At 65.0% G+C, this 18289-nt stretch carries 14 protein-coding genes and 1 tRNA gene; 11 read left to right on the forward strand and 4 right to left on the reverse strand.

Features of this window, described 5'->3' with window-relative positions:
- The first annotated feature begins 50 nt into the window (after positions 1–50).
- The 7 genes from EPL00_RS11545 (at position 51) to flaJ (ending at position 7891) form a co-directional block, all read left to right on the forward strand.
- Positions 51–1508 (forward strand): FlaD/FlaE family flagellar protein, encoded by a 1458-nt coding sequence (locus tag EPL00_RS11545; RefSeq protein ID WP_135852570.1) that lies wholly within the window; start codon positions 51–53, stop codon positions 1506–1508.
- Positions 1492–1941, forward strand: a complete 450-nt coding sequence (locus tag EPL00_RS11550; protein WP_135852569.1) for an archaellum stator protein ArlF — start codon at positions 1492–1494, stop codon at positions 1939–1941. Before EPL00_RS11545 ends, EPL00_RS11550 begins: the two co-directional genes overlap by 17 nt.
- Entirely contained in the window at positions 1942–2391 is a 450-nt protein-coding gene (locus EPL00_RS11555) for an archaellum stator protein ArlG (RefSeq protein ID WP_135852568.1), read from the forward strand. It abuts the gene before it with no gap.
- Positions 2388–3149, forward strand: a complete 762-nt coding sequence (locus tag EPL00_RS11560; RefSeq protein ID WP_135852567.1) for an archaellum protein ArlH — start codon at positions 2388–2390, stop codon at positions 3147–3149. The genes EPL00_RS11555 and EPL00_RS11560 overlap by 4 nt, the downstream gene beginning before the upstream one ends.
- Before the next feature lie 60 nt (positions 3150–3209).
- Entirely contained in the window at positions 3210–4949 is a 1740-nt protein-coding gene (locus tag EPL00_RS11565; protein ID WP_394352079.1) for a type II/IV secretion system ATPase subunit, read from the forward strand.
- A 49-nt stretch (positions 4950–4998) separates the two neighbouring features.
- Entirely contained in the window at positions 4999–5781 is a 783-nt protein-coding gene (locus EPL00_RS11570; protein WP_135852565.1) for a TrkA C-terminal domain-containing protein, read from the forward strand.
- Positions 5782–6154: 373 nt separating this feature from the next.
- Positions 6155–7891 carry an archaellar assembly protein FlaJ gene (gene flaJ, locus EPL00_RS11575; protein WP_135852563.1) on the forward strand — a complete coding sequence of 579 codons (1737 nt, stop codon included), beginning with the start codon at positions 6155–6157 and terminating at the stop codon, positions 7889–7891.
- 325 nt (positions 7892–8216) lie between these two features.
- On the opposite strand, the gene EPL00_RS11580 is transcribed toward flaJ, so the two are convergent.
- A complete protein-coding gene (locus EPL00_RS11580; RefSeq protein ID WP_135852562.1) occupies positions 8217–9245 on the reverse strand; it encodes a lysylphosphatidylglycerol synthase transmembrane domain-containing protein in 1029 nt (342 codons plus the stop codon).
- A 162-nt stretch (positions 9246–9407) separates the two neighbouring features.
- Here EPL00_RS11580 and EPL00_RS11585 point away from each other — a divergent pair, with 162 nt between their 5' ends.
- From EPL00_RS11585 to EPL00_RS11595, 3 genes are all read left to right on the forward strand, one after another.
- On the forward strand, positions 9408–10265 hold the full coding sequence (locus tag EPL00_RS11585; RefSeq protein ID WP_135852561.1) for a CheF family chemotaxis protein: 858 nt from the start codon (positions 9408–9410) through the stop codon (positions 10263–10265).
- Positions 10266–10368: 103 nt separating this feature from the next.
- The gene (locus EPL00_RS11590; protein WP_135852560.1) at positions 10369–12654 is read left to right on the forward strand and encodes a PAS domain-containing protein; all 2286 of its coding nucleotides are present in this window, start codon (positions 10369–10371) and stop codon (positions 12652–12654) included.
- Between the two features lie 82 nt (positions 12655–12736).
- Positions 12737–12822, forward strand: a tRNA-OTHER gene (locus tag EPL00_RS11595).
- 521 nt (positions 12823–13343) lie between these two features.
- Here EPL00_RS11595 and EPL00_RS11600 read toward each other — a convergent pair.
- Together EPL00_RS11600 and glmS are read right to left on the reverse strand one after the other, a co-directional pair.
- Positions 13344–14291: a polysaccharide deacetylase family protein gene (locus tag EPL00_RS11600; protein WP_135852559.1), complete on the reverse strand. Its 948-nt coding sequence runs from the start codon at positions 14289–14291 to the stop codon at positions 13344–13346.
- A gap of 78 nt (positions 14292–14369) precedes the next feature.
- Complete coding sequence (gene glmS, locus EPL00_RS11605; protein ID WP_135852558.1) at positions 14370–16193, reverse strand: glutamine--fructose-6-phosphate transaminase (isomerizing); 1824 nt, start codon at positions 16191–16193, stop codon at positions 14370–14372.
- 446 nt (positions 16194–16639) lie between these two features.
- Between glmS and glmU the strand changes: the two genes are divergently transcribed.
- Positions 16640–17821 (forward strand): bifunctional sugar-1-phosphate nucleotidylyltransferase/acetyltransferase, encoded by a 1182-nt coding sequence (gene glmU, locus EPL00_RS11610; protein WP_135853213.1) that lies wholly within the window; start codon positions 16640–16642, stop codon positions 17819–17821.
- A gap of 27 nt (positions 17822–17848) precedes the next feature.
- On the opposite strand, the gene EPL00_RS11615 is transcribed toward glmU, so the two are convergent.
- Positions 17849–18265 carry a chemotaxis protein CheW gene (locus tag EPL00_RS11615; RefSeq protein WP_135852557.1) on the reverse strand — a complete coding sequence of 139 codons (417 nt, stop codon included), beginning with the start codon at positions 18263–18265 and terminating at the stop codon, positions 17849–17851.
- Positions 18266–18289 lie beyond the last annotated feature (24 nt).

The raw sequence follows: 18289 nt of genomic DNA on the forward strand, positions 1-18289 counted from the left end.
TGATAACTCAGGGGGAAGATTAATGTGCTGGAAGTTCGCTGTTGTCGATAATGAAACTTATCGGTCTCAGCGACCAGTTCGTCTACCTCCTCGGGACGGGCTTGGTCGGCATGGGAATCATGGATTTCATGGACGAAGAGGAGGGCGAGAGCGCCGACGCCGACGGCTCCGGCGGCGGTGGCGATGACGACCTCTTCGGCGACGGGATGGGCGGCGACGAGATGGGCGGGGAGATGGACGACGACTTCGGTGGGATGGACGGCGGTATGGACGACGGAATGGGGATGGACGACGGGATGGGGATGGACGGGGAGATGGACGACTGGGCCGACGGGGGCGGCGACGACGAGTTCGCCATGGGCGGTGGCGGGGGCGGACCGACCCAAGAACTCGAAAACCGAATCGACGAACTCGAAAACGAGGTCGCCGAGATCTCCTCGACGGTCGGGACGGTCCGGAGCGAGAACGAACAGATATCTTCGAAAGTGGACGAGACCGAGGAGAACGTCCGGAAGCTCCTCGAAATCTACGAGATGGTCACGCGCGGGGTCAACCCGTTCGTGGACGACGTTCAACAGGGCGGGATGGCCGCTGGCGGTGGCGGCGAGTTCGGGGGCGAGGGCGGCGGTGGCTTCGGACTCTTCGACGAGGAAGAAGACGAAGCGGCCGACGACGACCTCAGCGAGGATGTCGCCGACGCCGAGGCCGAGAGTTTCTTCGACGACGACTTCGACGAGGAGGACGACGAGTTCGGTGACGACGCCGACGACTTCGCCGAGGAAGACGACGAACTCGCCGACGACTTCGAGGACGACGCGGGCGACGACCTCGGATTCGAAGCGCCCGACGAAGCGTTAGACGACGAGGAGCCGACGATGGACGAGGAAGACGACGAGGGCGGACAGGCGGGTGGCTCGACGTTCGCGGAACTCAAAGAGGAGTACGAGTCGGGCGACGCCGATTGGGCCGAGGAGGGGGAAGCCCCCGAGGCCGAGGAGGACCTCGGCGACGCGGGCCTCGACGAGGCCGAACTCGACCCGGAGCCAGCGGTCGAAACCGACCCGGACCCCGACGATGGCGACTTCGAGTTCGAGGAACCGGCCGAGACCGAACCCGCCGAACCTGCGACGCCCGCGAACGCGGGCCGGGGCGGCAAGCCGTACCTCGCGGAACTGCCGAACGGCTACGTCTCGGACCTCGTCGTGATGGAGTGGCTGGAGTTCCTCGTGACGGAGTTCGGACCCGAGGACGCGGTTCGGACCGTCCAGTACTACCGCGACATCGGCTGGATCAGCGAGTCGGTCGAGGAGGACCTGCTGGCGTTCGTCGGTGGGTTCGCGGACGTGGAGTCGGTCGATACCGAGGAGACCGGCCCCGCGACCCTCGAAGTCGACGACCACATCCAGAGCCTCACCTTCCTGAGCCAACTGACCGGCGACGCGGTTCAGCGGAAGATCGTCGAACACTGCGCACAGATTCGAGGTGGGCGCGATGGGATTCAGCGTTAGCGGCGCGACCGCCGTCATCTTCCTCGGTCTGTTCATCAGTTTCGGAATCGCCTACTCGGCGGCGAACAACGGGATGGAGCGGGTCAACGAGGCCTACGACGCGAACGCCGACGACGCGCTCGCCCGCCAGAACACCGCGATAGCCATGGACAACGCATCGGTCGTCCAAGCGGACGGACAGTTCTACGTCAACGTGACAGTCAACAACACTGGTTCCACGACATTGTCGATAGATGACACCGACATTCTTATAGGTGGAAATTACACGAACCACACGAGTCCGAACATGGAGACGTTCGAAGTGGCAGGCACCGGCGGGACGGACATCTGGTTGCCCGGCGAGACGTTACACTTCAACGTCTCGGTCGATACGCGGCCCGACCGGGTGAAGGTCGTGACCGGACCGGGCGTCGCCGACTCGGAGGTGGTCTGAGTGGCGAGCGTCTCCACGTCCCATCTCATCCTGTTCATCGCGAGTCTCATCATCGCCGCGAGTGTGGCGGGGACGTTCACGCAGGGCGTTCAGCGACTCTCGTCGGCGCTCGGCGACCGGAGCATCGACGTGAGCGGCGACATCCGGACGGACATCGCCATCATCAGCGACCCCGCGAGCGGCGCGGTGTACAACGCCTCCGGGAGCGATAACGTCACGGTACTGGTGAAAAATACCGGGTCACGTCCACTCGAAGCCGAGAGTGACCAAATTGAAGTACTCGTGGACGGGAAATACCAGACGAACGTCGATATCACCGTCCTCGACGGGTCGGCGTGGCGCGTCGGCAACGTCGCCCGACTCGAAATCGACCAGTCGCTCTCGGAGGGCGACCACCGCGTGAAGATTATCGTCAACGGTGACGAGGAGGTGCTTCAGTTCAGAACATGAGTCAAGATAATCTCTACTCCCTCGGCCTCGAAGACCACGACCGATTGAACCACGAACTCGGCGGCGGCATCCCCCGCGGGTCCATCGTCCTCGTCGAAGGCGACTACGGCGCGGGCAAGTCCGCGATGAGCCAGCGGTTCAGTTACGGTCTCTGCGAGACCGGCCACTCGGTGACGCTCCTCTCGACGGAGTTGACCGTCAGCGGGTTCATCGACCAGATGCACTCGCTGTCGTACAGCGTCGAGGAGCACCTGTTGGACGAGCGCCTCCTGTTTCTCCACGCCGACGTGGACACCGGCGGCGGTCGCCTGACGACGACCGAGGACGAGGAGGGCAACCGGAAGGAACTGCTGAACCGACTGATGAACGCCGAAGCGATGTGGCAGGCCGACGTTATCGTCATCGACACGTTCGACGCCATCCTCCGCAACGACCCCAAGTTCGAGGCGCTGATTCGCCAGAACGAGGAGCGCCAAGCCGCCCTCGAAATCATCTCGTTCTTCCGTGATTTGGTCTCGCAGGGACAGGTCATCGTCCTCACGGTGGACCCCTCGACGGTGGACGAGGAGGCCATCGGGCCGTTCCGAGCCATCGCCGACGTGTTCATGGAACTCCAGATGGTCGAGGTCGGCAACGACGTGCGTCGCAACATCTCGGTGAAGCGATTCGCCGGGATGGGCGAGCAGGTCGGTGACACCATCGGATTCTCGGTGCGGGCCGACGCCGGAATCGTCATCGAGAGCCGTAGTGTCGCGTAACGACTCACCATGACAGAGCACGGGACCGCACAGATTCAGGACGACCTTCGGGAAGTCGCCATGCGGCGACCCCACCTGCGGGACTACCTGAAGCGATTCAAGCAGTTCACCGGCGAGTTCCCGAGACTCATCGACGAACCGGACGACGAGTGGGAGGCGGACAAGCCCAACGTCATCTACCCGGTCGGCGGTCCCATCTACTGTCACGTCTACGGCGACGTGGGCCAAGACACCGAGTACTACGCGGTCGAACCCGAACTCTCGGGCACCGAGCAGGAACTGTTCGGCAAGGTCCGGGGCGAGATTTTGGAGAAGAGCGTCAAGAAGCCCGCGCCCCAAGACGAAGCCGAGTACGACGACCGCATCGAGGAGTTGCTGGACGACACGGTGTTGGTCAACAACGGCGACGACGGCGGCGGTGGCGGTCGGAGGAACCTCCAGAACGTCTCGGCCGACAAAATTCTCGACTGGATAAAGAACGTCTCGTACAACGATTTCAAGCAGGGCGTCCGGGGGTTCTCGACCGACGACATCGTCCGGTACGTCAAGGACTTCACCAACATCGGCACCTACGAGGTGTCCGAACAGACCTACGAGAACATCCGGTATCGGCTGAATCGGGACATCGTCGGGTTCGGGCCGCTGGAGCCCATCATGCGCGACCCGGCGAACGAGGACATCCACGTCATCGGCCCCCACGAGACGTACGTGGACCACGGCACGTTCGGCATGCTCGGGACCAGCGTGGACTTCGGGTCGCCCGACCGCTTCGACAACTGGCTGCGAAACATGGGCGAACGAATCGGCGACCCCGTGAGTGACTCCGACCCCATCGTGGACTCGACCCTGCCGGACGGGTCGCGTATCAACATCATCTACTCCGACGACGTGAGCCTGAAGGGACCGAGCCTCACCATCCGTCAGGGCGAGGGGACGCCCCTCTCGGTCGCTCAGATTACCAAGTGGGGAACGCTGTCGCCCAAGCTGGCGGCGTACCTCTGGCTCTGTCTGGAGAACGAACAGACCGTGTTCGTGGTCGGGGAGACGGCGTCCGGGAAGACCACGACCCTGAACTGCATCATGTCGTTCATCCCCCGCGACAGCAAGATTTACACCGCGGAGGACACCGCCGAGGTCCTACCTCCTCACGACACGTGGCAGCAACTCCTGACCCGCGAGGGCGGCGGGGAAGACTCGACCGACGTAGACATGTTCGACCTCGTGGCGGCCGCGCTCCGTTCGCGCCCCGACTACATCGTCGTGGGTGAGGTCCGTGGCGAGGAGGGTCGCATGGCCTTCCAAGCCGCCCAGACCGGCCACCCGGTGATGCTGACGTTCCACGCCAGCGACATCGTCTCGATGATTCAGCGGTTCACCGGCGACCCCATCAACATCCCCGAGACGTTCATGGACAACGCCGACGTGGCGCTGTTCCAGAACCGGGTCAAGCAGGGCGACGACGTGCTTCGTCGGGTGACCTCGGTGCAGGAGATCGAGGGGTACTCGAAGGAGATGGGCGGGGTCGTCACCCGCCAGTCGTTCTACTGGGACCCCGTGGAGGACGAGATCGTCTTCCAAGGCATGAACAACTCCTACGTCCTCGAAGAGCAAATAGCGACCCTGCTCGGGTACGAGAACACCCGCGACATCTACAACGAGTTGGACTTCCGCGCGGAACTCATGGAGCGCATGATAGAGGAGAACATTCTGGGCTACCACGAGGTCAACGAGACCATCGAGGCGTTCCAGCGCGACGGCGTGGACGGGTTGCCCTTCGACATCCACCGGTCCATCGACTGACGCCGGTAGTAGCCGTTTTATGGCTCCGCGATGAGTAGGTCCGTAGACGATGGTTTCGGTCTATCCGATTCTCTCACTGCTGGTTATCTTCGCGCTCTCACTACTCGTCGTCAGAGTCGGGTCGGTCGCGCTACGTATGACCGGGCTGTCGCCCGACGTGGCCTCGTTTCAGGCCACGTCCGCGTTCTCGGGTGCCGGGTACACGACTGAGGAGGCCGAGCGAGTCGTCGAGACGCCCGAGCGACGGACCGTCACGAAGGCTCTCATCCGCCTCGGAAGCCTCGGTCTCGTCAGCACCATCTCGTCGCTCGTTCTCTCGTTCACGGACGCCGCCGGCGAAGAGTTGCCCAACTTCGTGACTATCGTCGCCGGCGTCGGTGGACTAGTACTGCTCGCGCGGAGCGACTGGTTCAATCGGCTGGTCACGCCGGTCATCGAGTGGGGGCTTCGACGCACCACCGACCTCGACCTCCGAGACTACACGCGAGTCCTCGGTCTTCAGCGGGAGTATCGTGTCGCGGAAGTCGAGGTCGACGCGGGTGACTGGCTCGCCGATGAGTCGCTGGCCGACCTCGACCTCCCCGCGGAAGGAGTGTTGGTCCTCGGCGTGCGGCGCGGCGACACCTACATCGGTGCGCCGCGGTCGGACACGGAAGTTAGACCGGGCGATGTCGTCGTGCTGTACGGAAAAGAAGACCGGTTGCGCGAACTCTCGGACCGCGAGAGCGGTGACGACCGAACACGCGAATACGCCGTCGCGGACCACGAGCGGGACCTCGAAGTGCAAGATGAACTCGTGGGCGAGGAGACCGAAAGCGAACGCCAGCGGTGAGCGTCTGACTCCAGTCGTCGAACCGCAGGAGCAACTCGCCGAGGAGGTACAGCGGCACGACGTACGTGACGAGGAGGGCGACGACGACCGCGACCGCGATCGCCGGATTCGAACTTCCGGACCCGGTCCGGAGGAAGATGGCGGCGACGAACCAGAGGGTTAGGGTCTGCAAGAAATCTGATGTTTCCATAGGTGTCGAATCGGTCGGCGGGACCGGGGGAGTCGATTTCGTTTCCGAAGTTGTCCGGACTCGTCGTCGTCGTTTTCCGACCGAATTCCGTCCGACGAGTCACGTCGAGTATCAGTAGGAATATTTCGAGGGAAAGAGAATTGAAGGTGGAACGTAAACCCCGCGAACACCGACGGTTCCACCATGGCGACGAACGAACAATCCGGGGACGCCCCCAAGGACGTGAAAGACCTCCTCTCGGGGTTCATGTCCTCGACTATCGAGTCCTACCAGCACATGGAGACGCCGGTCTCCCGGTATCTCACGCTGGTCGTAGCTCCCTCCGCGGTCTTCTTCCTGCTGACCGTGGTGGTCTTCGTCGTCACCGACTTCCCGATGCTCATCTCCGTCCCGATTCCGCTGTTGGGACTGCTCTCCATCGTCGTCGCGGTCATCTACCCGAAGATTCTGCGCGACCAGAAGCGCAAGGAGATAGAGGACCGCCTCCACCTGTTCATCACTCACATGACCATCCTCTCGACCGCGAACATCGACCGCGTGGAGGTGTTCCGGACGCTCGGCGAAGAGGAGGAGTACGGCGCGCTCGCCGAGGAGATGCGTCGCATCACCCAACTCGTGGACACGTGGAACCAGAGTCTGGACGACGCCCTGCGCATCCGGGCGAACAAGTCCCCGAGCAAGCCGTTCGCCGACTTTCTGGACCGACTGGCCTACACCATCAACGCCGGGCAGGAGATTCAGGACTTCCTCCTGAGCGAACAGGACGTGGTGATTCAGAACTACGTCACCATCTACGAGGGGTCGCTACAGAACCTCGAAGTGATGAAGGACCTCTACCTCTCGATGGTTCTGTCCGTGACGTTCGCGCTGGTGTTCGCGACGGTCCTGCCGATTCTGACCGGTACGAACCCCACGATGACCGTCAGCGCCGTCGTCGTCATGTTCGCGTTCGTCCAGACGGGCTTTCTCATCATGATTCGCAACACCGCGCCGTACGACCCGGTGTGGTACCACCCCGACCACCAGACGACCGACTCGGAGTGGCGCATCCGCATCGCGGTCGCAGTCGGCCTCCTGCTCACGCTGGCGCTCATCGCGGCGTGTCTCCTCGTGTTGATGGGTCGGACGAGCATCGACCCGAGTTCGATTCCGCTCCCCATCCTCGCGGCGGTGCCGACCACGCCGCTGTTGATTCCCGGCGTCGTCGCGCGCCGCGAGGAGGAGAAGATAAAGGAGCGCGACGAGGAGTTCACCAGTTTCATCCGGGCGCTCGGCGCGACCGAGACCGCCAAGCAGAGTACCACCACCAAGGTTCTCCAGAGTCTGCGGGGCAAGGACTTCGGCGCGCTGACCACGAACGTCAGCGACCTCTACAAGCGCCTCAACATGCGCATCGAACCGTCGATGGCGTGGCGACACTTCACCGCCGACTCGCGGTCCTACCTCATCCAGAAGTTCAGCGAGATGTTCCTCGTCGGCCGACAGATGGGTGGCGACCCGAAGAAACTCGGCGAACTCATCTCCGCGAACATGAACGAGGTCCTGCAACTGCGCGAGCGCCGCGCCCAATCGACGGTCACCCTCATCGGCGTCCTATACGGTATCACCGCCGCCTCGACGTTCGCGTTCTTCATCGGCCTCGAAATCGTCGAGGTCCTCTCGCAGATGTCTATCGGCCTGAACAGCGCCCAACTCGACATCACGACCATCATCCACACCGACGTGTACGACATCCCGACCATCGAGTACCTGCTGGTCATCATCACCCTGCTGAACGCCGTCCTCTCGTCGCTGATGATTCGCATCGCGGACGGCGGCCACAAGGTCAACTCCTACATGCACTTCGTGTTCCTGATGTGGTCGTCCAGCCTCATCGCGGTGTTCACCCGAATCGTCGTCGGGTCGTTCCTGAACGTCTGAGGGTCGAGTCGAGGTTCGGGTCTCGTTTTCGGTGCGTTTCACGAGGAGCGACGCGACGGGTCGGGAAACGACGGCGTCGAAAGCCCCCGGTCGCTGGCGGTCGCTCTGCGGGATATCCGACGGACGTAGTTGCGTCGGATACTGGCCCGCAGCGACGACCACGTACACGCCAGCGACCGGCCCCTTTCAGACCCACCCGAAGTCCGGGCGGCCGAGCGTCCGCCGGTGGTCCGGTTCGCAGGGCTTCCGGTAATTCGTGAAATCGAGCGTCAGCCCGTCGAAAAGACGGCGGTCGCCCGCGAAGCGACCGACCCTCGGCTTCGCGTCAGCTTCGGTGGATGACGAAGAACGCCGCGACGCCCCCGAGCGCGAGCGCGAACCAGTAGCTCGCGACCCGGTAGACCAGCGCGGCGCTGGCGGCCACGTCGGCCTGTAGCGTCGTCAGTGCGACGATTAGCCCCACCAGCGCGAACTCGACGCCGCCGACGCCGCCCGGCGTGGGAACGATGCCAGCCAGCGAACTCGCGGGGACGACGAACAGGACGAGTATCGGGGTGAGTTGGTCGCCGACGCCCAGCGTCAGCGCCGCGAAGTAGAGCGGCGCGGCGAAGAAGAGCCACCCCACGTAGGCGTAGACCAGCGTCTTGGCGAGTTGGCGGCGACTCGTCGCGATTCGCTCCACCAACCCGTAGAACTCCTCGATGCGCTCGCGGACGTTCTCGGCGTCCACGCGCTCGACTCGCTCGGCGACGGGGCCGACGACCTTCATCACCAACCGTTCCACGAGGTTCTGATGGCGGTAGGAGCCGTAGATGACCAGCGGGAGGAGAACCGCCATCCCGCCGAGTCCGGCCACGAGCATCTCGGCCTGCTTGGGGACCTCGCCCTGTATCAGGAGCGCGAGCGTGCCGAGTCCCGCGAACGTGAAGAACGGCAGGAGGTTGAGCAGGTCGGCGGTCACCACGCTCGCGAGGCTGTCCTGATAGTTGGCCTCGGTGTCGGCCGCCAGCACGTAGGCGATGAACGGGCCGCCGCCCGCCTTGCCGAACGGCGTCGCGTAGTCGGCGAACGTGGCCGCGAAGTAGGTCGTGATGATCTTCCGGAAGGGCACGTCGATGCCGACCGTACAGAGAATCACGTCCCACGACTTCGCCCAGACGACTAGCGAGACCACCGTCGAGAGGCAGGCCAGTCCGAGCCACGTCAGATTCGCTCCCGCGAACGTCCGCGCGATTTCGCCCCAGCCGATTACCCGACCGAAGAAGTACAGCAGGAGTCCGGCGACGACGAATCCGGCCACGACCTTGACCGTCGTGCGCCGGTCGAACACCTCGCCGGACGTTTCGGTGGACATCTACACCACGAAACGGGCGAGAGACAGTTAGGTTTCGTGGCTTCCACGGGGCGCGAGGCGGTCTGGCCGAGCGTCACGAAGGACCGAAAAAATATTTACCCCGACTGAGAATTACGTCTCAAAGAGGCGCGCGGACAGCCAGCGTCCTCGGTCTCGTCTACTATGTCCGAAAAGGTCATCGCCGACTTCGTCGCACGGTTCAGCCTCGACACGTTCGATTCGCCGGAACCGGTTAAGGGTCGAATCGTCCTCAGCCGGAAGCGTCTGGTGCTGGCCTCGGGCGACGGGTCGAAGACGACGGTCCCGCTGTCGGCCATCTTCGACATCAACGTCGGGCAGGTCCCCGGCGAACTCGAATCGTTCTTTCAGGACACCATCACCATCGCCTACCGGGAGAACGACCGTCGTCGGTCGGTGGTCGTCGAGGCCGGAACCGACGAGGTCTCGCGGTTCAAGACCGTGCTGTTCAAAGCCGAACTCAACGGTACGAAGGCGAAAGTCAAGCACCCCGCGCGGGTCGGCGGCCGCGTGACCGACGCGTCGTTCCGACCGTCGAAGCTCAAGATTCGGCCCGGCGAGGTCCGGTTCGTCGGCGACGAGACGGTGACGGTGAACCTCGCGAACGTCACTCACTTCCAGAAGGACGCCCGCGACGGCGGGTCGGTCCTCGTGGTCCGCCACGCCGACGAGGGCCAGTCGGTCACCTCGGAGTTCGCCATCGAGGGCGACCGGCGACTCAACCTGTTGGGACGCTATCTGCGGCTCGAATACTCCGAACTCGCCCAAGAGGCCGAGGAGGTCACGACCTCCGAGGACGAGATGGAGGCGCTGGTCGCCATCTACTCGGGGGCGCGCAGCGGCGACCTCGCCGGGACGCTCGGCGTCGATTCGAGTCGGGTCACGATGCTGCTGAACGACCTCCGGGAGAAGGGACTCATCGACGAGGGCCAGAAGGGCCTGTCGCTGACCGCACAGGGGCAACTCCTCGTCAGCGACCGCATCGAGTCGGTGAACACTTAGAACGTATTGTCATTTACCCTGTCAGATAATTTTTTCCACACTACCGAGATACGTAATACTCCTGTGGATTTTTATACAGCGGTTTGGTAATGGTCAACATACTATGGGCCACGCCATCCGCGTCCTGTTGGTGGACGACGACCCGGCCATCGCGGACCTGACCGCTACGCACTTAGAGCGGGCGAGCGACCGCATCGAGACGGTCGTCGAGACCCGTCCGGCGGCCGCACTCGACCGCGTAACCGACGACGCGGTCGACTGCGTGGTCAGCGACTACGAGATGCCCCAGATGGACGGCCTCGAACTACTGGACGCGGTCCGCGAGACAGCCTCGTCGCTTCCCTTCATCCTGTTCACCGGCCGTGGTAGCGAGGAGATCGCCTCCGAAGCCATCTCCGCTGGCGTCACCGACTACCTCCAGAAGGAGACCGGGTCGGACCAGTACGCCGTGCTGGCCAACCGCGTCGAAAACGCCGTCGCCCAGTACCGCGCCGAGCGGGAGGCCGAGGAGGCCGACGAGCAGATTCGGCGCATCTTCGAGCGCATCACGGACGCCTTCTTCGCGCTGGACGACGAGTGGCGGTTCACCCACGTCAACGAGCGCGCGGCCGACTTTTTCGGTCGGCAGGCCGACGAGTTGCTCGGCGAGGACATCCGCGAGGCGTTCTCCGAGGAGATGGGCGACCAGTTCCGGGCGGCCTACCGGAAGGCCCTCGAAGTGCAGGAACCGGTCACGCTGGAGGCCGAATCGACGTTCCAGCCCGGCAACTGGCTGGAAGTTCGGGTCTACCCCGCCGAGGACGGCCTGTCGGTCTACTTCCGGGACGTGACCGAGCGCCGACGCGCCCAGATGGAACTGCGCGAGACCAAACAGAAGATAGAGGCGCTTCACGACGTTGCCGCCCGCGCGGTCAGGTGTACGACCGAGCAGGACATCTACGACCTCGCTATCGAGGCCGCAGAGGAGATTCTGGCGTTCGACCTCTGTACGGTGGACGCCGCGGAGGGCGACCAGTTAGTCACGAGAGCCGTCTCGAAGGTCGTCTCGACCGACGGCTACTACGAGCGGACGCCCGTGGACGAGGAGGACAACCTCGCGGCCCGCGTCTACCGAGAGGGCGAGACCTCGCTGGTCGAGGACCTCCACGAGGCCGACGCGGTGCCCGCCGAGAGCGAGTACCGGTCGGCGCTGACCGTTCCGTTGGACGAGTTCGCCGTGTTCCAAGCGGTCTCGAAGAACGTGGACGGCTTCGACTACGGCGACCGAGAACTCGCCGAACTGCTGGCGGCCCACCTCTCGGAGGCGCTGGCCCGCGTCCGGACCGAGACCGAACTCCGGACCGAGCGCGACCGGTTCGCCGCGCTGTTCGAGAACGTGCCCAACGCGGTCGTCCGGTACGAAATCGACGGGACCGACGCGGTGTGTCGGTCGGTCAACCCGGCGTTCGAGGACGTGTTCGGCTGGCACGAGGCGGACATCGTCGGCGACCCCGTGGACGACTACATCCTGCCCGACGGCCAGCGCGAGGAGGGCGAGGCGCTCAACGAGCGCGTGAGCCACGGCCGTCGCATCGAGGGTGCGGAGGTCCACCGCACGACCGCCGACGGCGGCCGGGACTTCCTGCTCCACACCGCCCCGGCGGGCAACGGCGACGAGAGCGAGGCGTTCGCCATCTACGTCGATATCAGCGAGCAGAAAGAGCGCGAGCGCCAACTCGCCCGCCAGAACGAGCGGTTAGAGGAGTTCGCCAGCGTCGTCAGCCACGACCTCCGGAACCCGCTGAACGTCGCGCTGGGCCGGTTCGACCTACTGGCCGACGAGGTCGAGAGCGACCACCTCGCGCCCATCGGCCGGTCGTTGGACCGGATGGACGGACTGGTCGGGGACCTCCTCACGCTCGCCCGAGAGGGACAGGTCGTGGCCGACCCCGAACCGGTCTCGCTCTCGACCGCGGTCGAAGGAGCGTGGGAGACCGTCGATACCGGCGAGTCGTCGCTCCTCGTCGCCGACGACGCGGTGATCGAGGCCGACGAAGCCAGATTCCGGGAACTGTTGGAGAACCTGTTCCGGAACGCCGTCGAACACGGCGACGAGGCGACCCTCGTGGAGGTCGGTCTGCTGGAGGACGGCCGGGGCTTCTACGTCGCCGACGACGGGCCGGGCATCCCCGAAGACGAGTGCGAGAAGGTGTTCGACCACGGCTTCACGACCGACGAGGAGGGAACCGGGTTCGGCCTCGCAATCGTCTCGTCCATCGCCAACGCTCACGGCTGGAACGTCGAGGCTGTGAGTTGCGACTCGGTCGAGGAGACCGCCGGGACGTGTACCGGCGCGCGTTTCGAGTTCTCGCGAGTGGCGGTCCACGACGACGCGTCGTCGGAACGTTGATTTGGGTTCGGAACTGACACTCGAACTGGTAGCCTACAGGCGGTCCATAACAAAGACGGTCGTCGTCCTTACTGCCTGACGAGGAAGGGTAGCTCAGTGGTAGAGCGCCACCGGACTTCCCGGTGGCAGCCTTACAGGCTTCGCGTGGTTCGACTCCCGCCCCTTCCGCTCCCGCCGTTTTCCTGCGAGGCGTTTATCGCCGAGCAACAGCCAACGGCGGGAGCGAGTAGACGGCGCGGAGTCGAGCAGACGAGTCGCACGCCCGGAAGCGCAACGTAGTGAGCATCCCGGACCGTCTCGGCGAGTTCGACTCCCGCCCCTTCCGCTTTTTGCGACGAACACGACGGCGAGCAGTTCATCTGTTCGCCACCTCGTGATTTTGTCGGTGTGCGAAGCAACGCCGTGGCCGCAACCGCACCGCGAACCGCACTATTGCCGATAATAAGGAGTCTACTGCGACCGCACAGCACCGCGACCGCACCACGGCCTCCCCAACCGACTGCGTTACTCACTTCGCTTCGCTCCGTTGCGTTACTCGTCCCTCGCGCGACTTGGCGCGGTCACGAGGACCGCGCCAGCACGCGCCAGTCCGAACGTCGAAGTCGAGCGTACGCTGGCGGGAGTCGCGCCGAGCGCAGTCCAGTCGAAAATCAGCCAGTAACGACGCCGAGAAGTGCGGAAAACGCCGATTAGCGCGGGCCGATAGGCTCGCGCGGGAGCGGTTCGTCGTCCTTGATGTCGGCGGCGATGGACTCCATCGTCTCGACGCGGAGCGGCGTCGTGTCCCGGACCTGCGCGAGGTACGAGAGGATGGCCTCCATTCGCTCGAAGTCCCGTTCCTCGGTCAGGTTGTTCGGGTGGAGCCACATGTGAAAGACGCCCTCCTCGGCGCTCGCGCGGTCGATGCCGCGCTTGGCCATGCTGACGACGGGGTCGTCGGTGACGCGCTCGACGGCGCTCCGGCCCCGGCCCTCGAAGCAGAACAAGTAGAGCGAGGCCGGGATGTTTATCAGCCCGTACTCGTCCTCCTCGGGCGTGACCAGCGTCGGCGAGACGGTTCCCGTGGGCCACCCCAGTAGCTTGGCCGCGGACCCGAGCGGGCCGCGGTCGTACCACCGCCGGGGTTGGGTCCCGCGGTAGGCCTTCACGCCGTAGGCCGCCAGCACGTCGCGGTGGCCGACGTAGTTTCGCGGAAAGACGACCGAATCGACCGAGAGGCCGCGCTCCTCGGCGAGTTCGACGCACTCGCGCATCTCCGCGGAGGCGACCTCCCGGTCGGTGTGGCCCATCTCGACGTGGGAGTAGGTGTGGCTCGCGACCTCGTGGTCGGCGTCGGCCTCCTCGATGGCGTCTACGAGTTTCTGGCCGTACCACTGCTCGTCCCGGCCCTCCCACGTGCCGGGGTCGCGGTCGAACCACCCGTCCGGCGTCGGGTGAGACTCGTGGTCGCCGTCACAGGAGTCCAGCAGGAGGTGGCCGACGACCGCCCACGTCGCCGGAATATCGTGGTCGTCGAACGTGTCGAGGAGTCGGAGCCACGACTCGCGGGCCGCCGTAACCCGGTCTTCTGGCATCGTCTCGTGGTCGTGGAACCCCCACGCGAGTTCGGCGTCGAGGGAGAGTACGACAGAACCCATCGTAACGTTGCTATCGGGCGGTCGGCGAGTAAATCGGTCCGACCGTTCAGGAGCGTTCTGCACGGTAATCGTCGGTTTCTACTCGACGGTCACGCTCTTGGCGAGGTTTCTGGGCTTGTCGATGGCGCGGTCGAGGAGGTCGGCCGCGTGGTACGACAGCAGTTGGAGTTGGACGTTGGCCAGCACGCCCGCCACGTCGGGGTGGGTCTCGGGAATCGTCAACACCTCGTCGGCGTACTGGTGGACCGACTCCTGCTCGTCGCTGGCGACAGCGACCACGGGCGCACCGCGCGCCTCGGCCTCCTTGACGTTGCCGAGGGTCTTCTCGTCGTTGCGTCCGGTGAACACCGCGAAGACGGGCGTCTCGGGCGTGACGAGCGCGAGCGGGCCGTGCTTCAACTCGCCCGCCGCGAAGCCCTCGGCGTGTTCGTAGGATATCTCCTTGAACTTGAGCGCGCCCTCCAGCGCGACCGGCCGGACCGCGCCGCGACCGATGAAGAAGTACGCCTCGCTGTCCCGATAGCTCTCGGCTACCCGGCGGGCGCTCGTGTAGTCCAGAATCTGCTGGACGTGGCCCGGCAGGTCCGAGAGGGCTTCGAGGCGGGCGCGGGCGTCGTCGGTCCGCGACCCGGTCACGTCCCGGACCACTCGTTCGGCCAGCAGGCCGAGCGAGACGACCTGCGACGAGAACGTCTTGGTCGCCGCGACGCCGATTTCGGGTCCGGCCCGGATGAACAGCGCGTCGTCGCACTCGCGGGCCGCGGTCGAACCGACGACGTTCGTCACCGCGAGCGTCCGCGCGCCCGAGGCGTTCGCCCGCCGGAGCGCCGACAGCGTGTCCGCGGTCTCCCCGCTCTGGGTCACGCCGATTACGAGCGTCTGTTCGTCCACCGGCGGTTGGGACGTGGCGTACTCGCTGGCGAGGAACGCTTGGGCGGGCACGCCGCCCGAGGAGAGAAACTGCGCGCCCACCAGTCCGGCGTGATAGGAGGTCCCGCAGGCGACGAACTGGACGCGCTCTACCTCCTCGAAGGTGCCTGCGGGGAAGTCTTCGAGATTGATGTCGCCCGTCGTGGGGTCGGCCCGGCCCCGGAGCGTCTGGCGGAGCGCGGCGGGTTGCTCGTGAATCTCCTTGAGCATGTAGTGGTCGTAGCCGCCCTTCCCCGCGTCCTCGGGGTCCCACTCGACGGTCTGGACCGACCGCTCGACCGCCTCGCCGTCGGTCGTCGAGATGGTGTGGCCGTCGGGTTTCACGATTACCACGTCGCCGTCGTCCAGATAGATCACGTCGTCGGTGAAATCGAGGAACGCGGGCACGTCGCTGGCGAGGAAGTACTCGCCGTCGTCCACGCCCAGCACGAGCGGCGACCCTCTCCGGGTCGCGTACACCGCGTGGTCGTGTTTGGTTATCATCGCCACCGCGTAACTCCCCGAGAGCTTCTCGATGGTCTCCCGGAACGCGGTCTCGGGGTCCGCGCCGTCTGCGAGGCGCTCCTCGACGAGGTGGGGAATGACCTCGGTGTCGGTGTCGCTCTCGAAGACGTGACCGCGAGCCTGTAGCTCGGATTTGAGTTCGTCGTAGTTCTCGATGATACCGTTGTGGACGACCGCGACCTCGCCGGTGCAGTCGGTGTGGGGGTGGGCGTTCGCGTCGCTCGGAGGACCGTGGGTACTCCAGCGCGTGTGACCGATACCGAGACCGCCGTCCGGCACCTCGTCGGCGAGGGCGTCTTTCAGGTGAGAGATCTCGCCTTGGCGCTTGAACACCTCCGGACCGCCGCCGTTCTTGATGGCGAGTCCGGCCGAGTCGTACCCGCGGTACTCCAGATTTTCGAGTCCGGTGAGGAGTTCGTCCACTGCGCTGTCGTCGTCACCGCCGATTCGGGCGATGATTCCACACATCAGCAGTACACCCCCGTCGTCTCGGTCGTCGTCGTGTTGGTAGCTATCATGGTTAGAGGGTCGTCGTTCGAAATTCGTTCGGGACGGCGTGCTGACCGTCGCATAATCCGCGCCTATCGTTCGTCCGGGCTACTCCATCGAGCATTGTACCGTCCTGACCGCCCCGACGTGCGGGAAGCGGGTGATGTTCGACAGATTGCGTCCGGTGCCCTTTGTTATACGCTCGCTGATTGCCCGGTAGGAGGAAATACGCCGTCCGTAGGCCGAACTTATCGCGAAACGGGTGGAACTGTTTCCAGTGCGTACCGCCGTTCGCGGGACGCTATGGCGGCGCGTGAACCCACAGCAGGCCGCGAAATCGGTCCGATAGCTCACACTTACGTCGCCGCAAGCAGGTGGTAACAAAGGCTTCGCCCCGAGTTGTATCGGCAATGACAGCCGAGAGGATTCAGGCAGTCGTCCTCGCCGCTGGCGAAGGCACCCGAATTCGGCCGCTGTCGGCGTCGCTCCCGAAACCGATGCTCCCCGTCGCCGACCGACCACTCGCGGCCCACGCCGCCGACGCCGCGGTTCGCGCGGGCGCGGACGAACTGATACTCGTCGTCGGGTACGAAGCCGACGCGGTCCGCGAGTACTTCGGCGAGGAGTACGCCGGTATCCCCGTCGAGTACGCGGTTCAGAACGAGCAGGCCGGGACCGCCGACGCGGTTCGGGCGGCCCGCGAGCATCTCGACGGCGCGTTCGCGGTGCTGAACGGCGACAACCTTTACGACCCCGCGGGCGTCGAGCGGTTGTTCGCGGCCGGGCCGAGCGTCGGCGCGCACCGCGTCGCGGACCCGACGAACTACGGCGTCCTCTCGACGGACGGGGACACCGTGACCGACATCGTGGAGAAACCCGCCGACCCGCCGACTGACCTCGCCAACACCGGAGCCTACGTCTTCCCCGCGGCGGCCCGCGAGTGGCTGGACGTGCCCGCGAGTGAGCGCGGCGAACACGAGATTACCGACGTGTTGGCTCGAACTATCGCGGAACACGAGGTCACGGCGGTCGAAATCGACCGCTGGCTCGACGTGGGTCGGCCGTGGGAACTGCTGGAAGCCAACGAGTGGAAACTCGCCGAGGGAGAGCGCGACATCCGGGGGTCGGTCCACGAGAACGCCGACCTCCGCGGGAACGTCGTCGTCGAGGAGGGCGCGGCCGTGGACGCGGGCGTGGTAATCGAGGGTCCCGCGCTGGTGCGCTCTGGCGCGAGCGTGGGTCCGAACGCGTACGTCCGCGGGGCGACCCTCGTCGGCGAGGACGCGAAGGTCGGTCACGGCGTCGAGGTCAAAAACAGCGTCCTGATGGCCGGAGCCACGGTCGGCCACCTGAGCTACGTCGGCGACAGCGTACTGGGCCGAGGCGTGAACTTCGGCGCGGGGACGACGGTGGCGAACCTCCGTCACGACGACCGGCCGGTGAAACTCACGGTCAAGGGCGAGCGGGTCTCGACCGACCGCCGGAAGTTCGGCGTCGTCGTCGGCGACGAGGCGAAAACCGGAATCAACGTCGCGCTGAACGCGGGCACGAAGCTCTCGCCGGGCGTCGGCGTCCCGCCGGGCGAGACCGTGACCCGCGACAGATAGGGAGACTACAAACCGGACCGCTCGCGGTCAGTTGTTGATCTCCTCGGGCTTGACCCAGACCACGAAGTCGTCGTCTTGGCGAACGATGCCCCGAACTGACCCGCTCTCGACGCTCTCGTCCACCTCGTCGGTGTCGATGCTGACGACCTGATTCACCGCGTCGATGAGCCACCCGACGCTTCCCTCCTCGTCGTCGTCGGATTCGAGGACGACCACGCGCTCACCGGTCTCGGTCTCGTCCAACTCTAGCACCTTCTTGGGGTTGATGATGGTCGTCGTGATGCCCCGCAGGTCCATCACGCCCTCGACACGAGGCTCGGAGTTCGGGAGCGGTGTCAGTTCGTCCTTGTCCACTATCTCGTCCACGTGAGCGATGTCGATGCAGTACTTCCGGTCCTCCAGCCGGAATTCGAGGACCTGAACGTCGCCGACTGTCTCTGGCATGTTCGGAGGGTCCCGCGGCGACCA

Origin of the sequence: Halorussus salinus (assembly GCF_004765815.2) — an archaeon.
GTDB lineage: Archaea > Halobacteriota > Halobacteria > Halobacteriales > Haladaptataceae > Halorussus > Halorussus salinus.

Coding starts and splice junctions, on each gene's coding strand:
- EPL00_RS11545 (WP_135852570.1), top strand. CDS start 51: ATGAAACTTATCGGTCTCAGCGACCAGTTCGTCTACCTCCTCGGGACG.
- EPL00_RS11550 (WP_135852569.1), top strand. CDS start 1,492: ATGGGATTCAGCGTTAGCGGCGCGACCGCCGTCATCTTCCTCGGTCTG.
- EPL00_RS11560 (WP_135852567.1), top strand. CDS start 2,388: ATGAGTCAAGATAATCTCTACTCCCTCGGCCTCGAAGACCACGACCGA.
- EPL00_RS11565 (WP_394352079.1), top strand. CDS start 3,210: ATGCGGCGACCCCACCTGCGGGACTACCTGAAGCGATTCAAGCAGTTC.
- EPL00_RS11570 (WP_135852565.1), top strand. CDS start 4,999: ATGGTTTCGGTCTATCCGATTCTCTCACTGCTGGTTATCTTCGCGCTC.
- flaJ (WP_135852563.1), top strand. CDS start 6,155: ATGGCGACGAACGAACAATCCGGGGACGCCCCCAAGGACGTGAAAGAC.
- EPL00_RS11580 (WP_135852562.1), bottom strand. CDS start 9,245: ATGTCCACCGAAACGTCCGGCGAGGTGTTCGACCGGCGCACGACGGTC.
- EPL00_RS11585 (WP_135852561.1), top strand. CDS start 9,408: ATGTCCGAAAAGGTCATCGCCGACTTCGTCGCACGGTTCAGCCTCGAC.
- EPL00_RS11590 (WP_135852560.1), top strand. CDS start 10,369: ATGGGCCACGCCATCCGCGTCCTGTTGGTGGACGACGACCCGGCCATC.
- EPL00_RS11600 (WP_135852559.1), bottom strand. CDS start 14,291: ATGGGTTCTGTCGTACTCTCCCTCGACGCCGAACTCGCGTGGGGGTTC.
- glmS (WP_135852558.1), bottom strand. CDS start 16,193: ATGTGTGGAATCATCGCCCGAATCGGCGGTGACGACGACAGCGCAGTG.
- EPL00_RS11615 (WP_135852557.1), bottom strand. CDS start 18,265: ATGCCAGAGACAGTCGGCGACGTTCAGGTCCTCGAATTCCGGCTGGAG.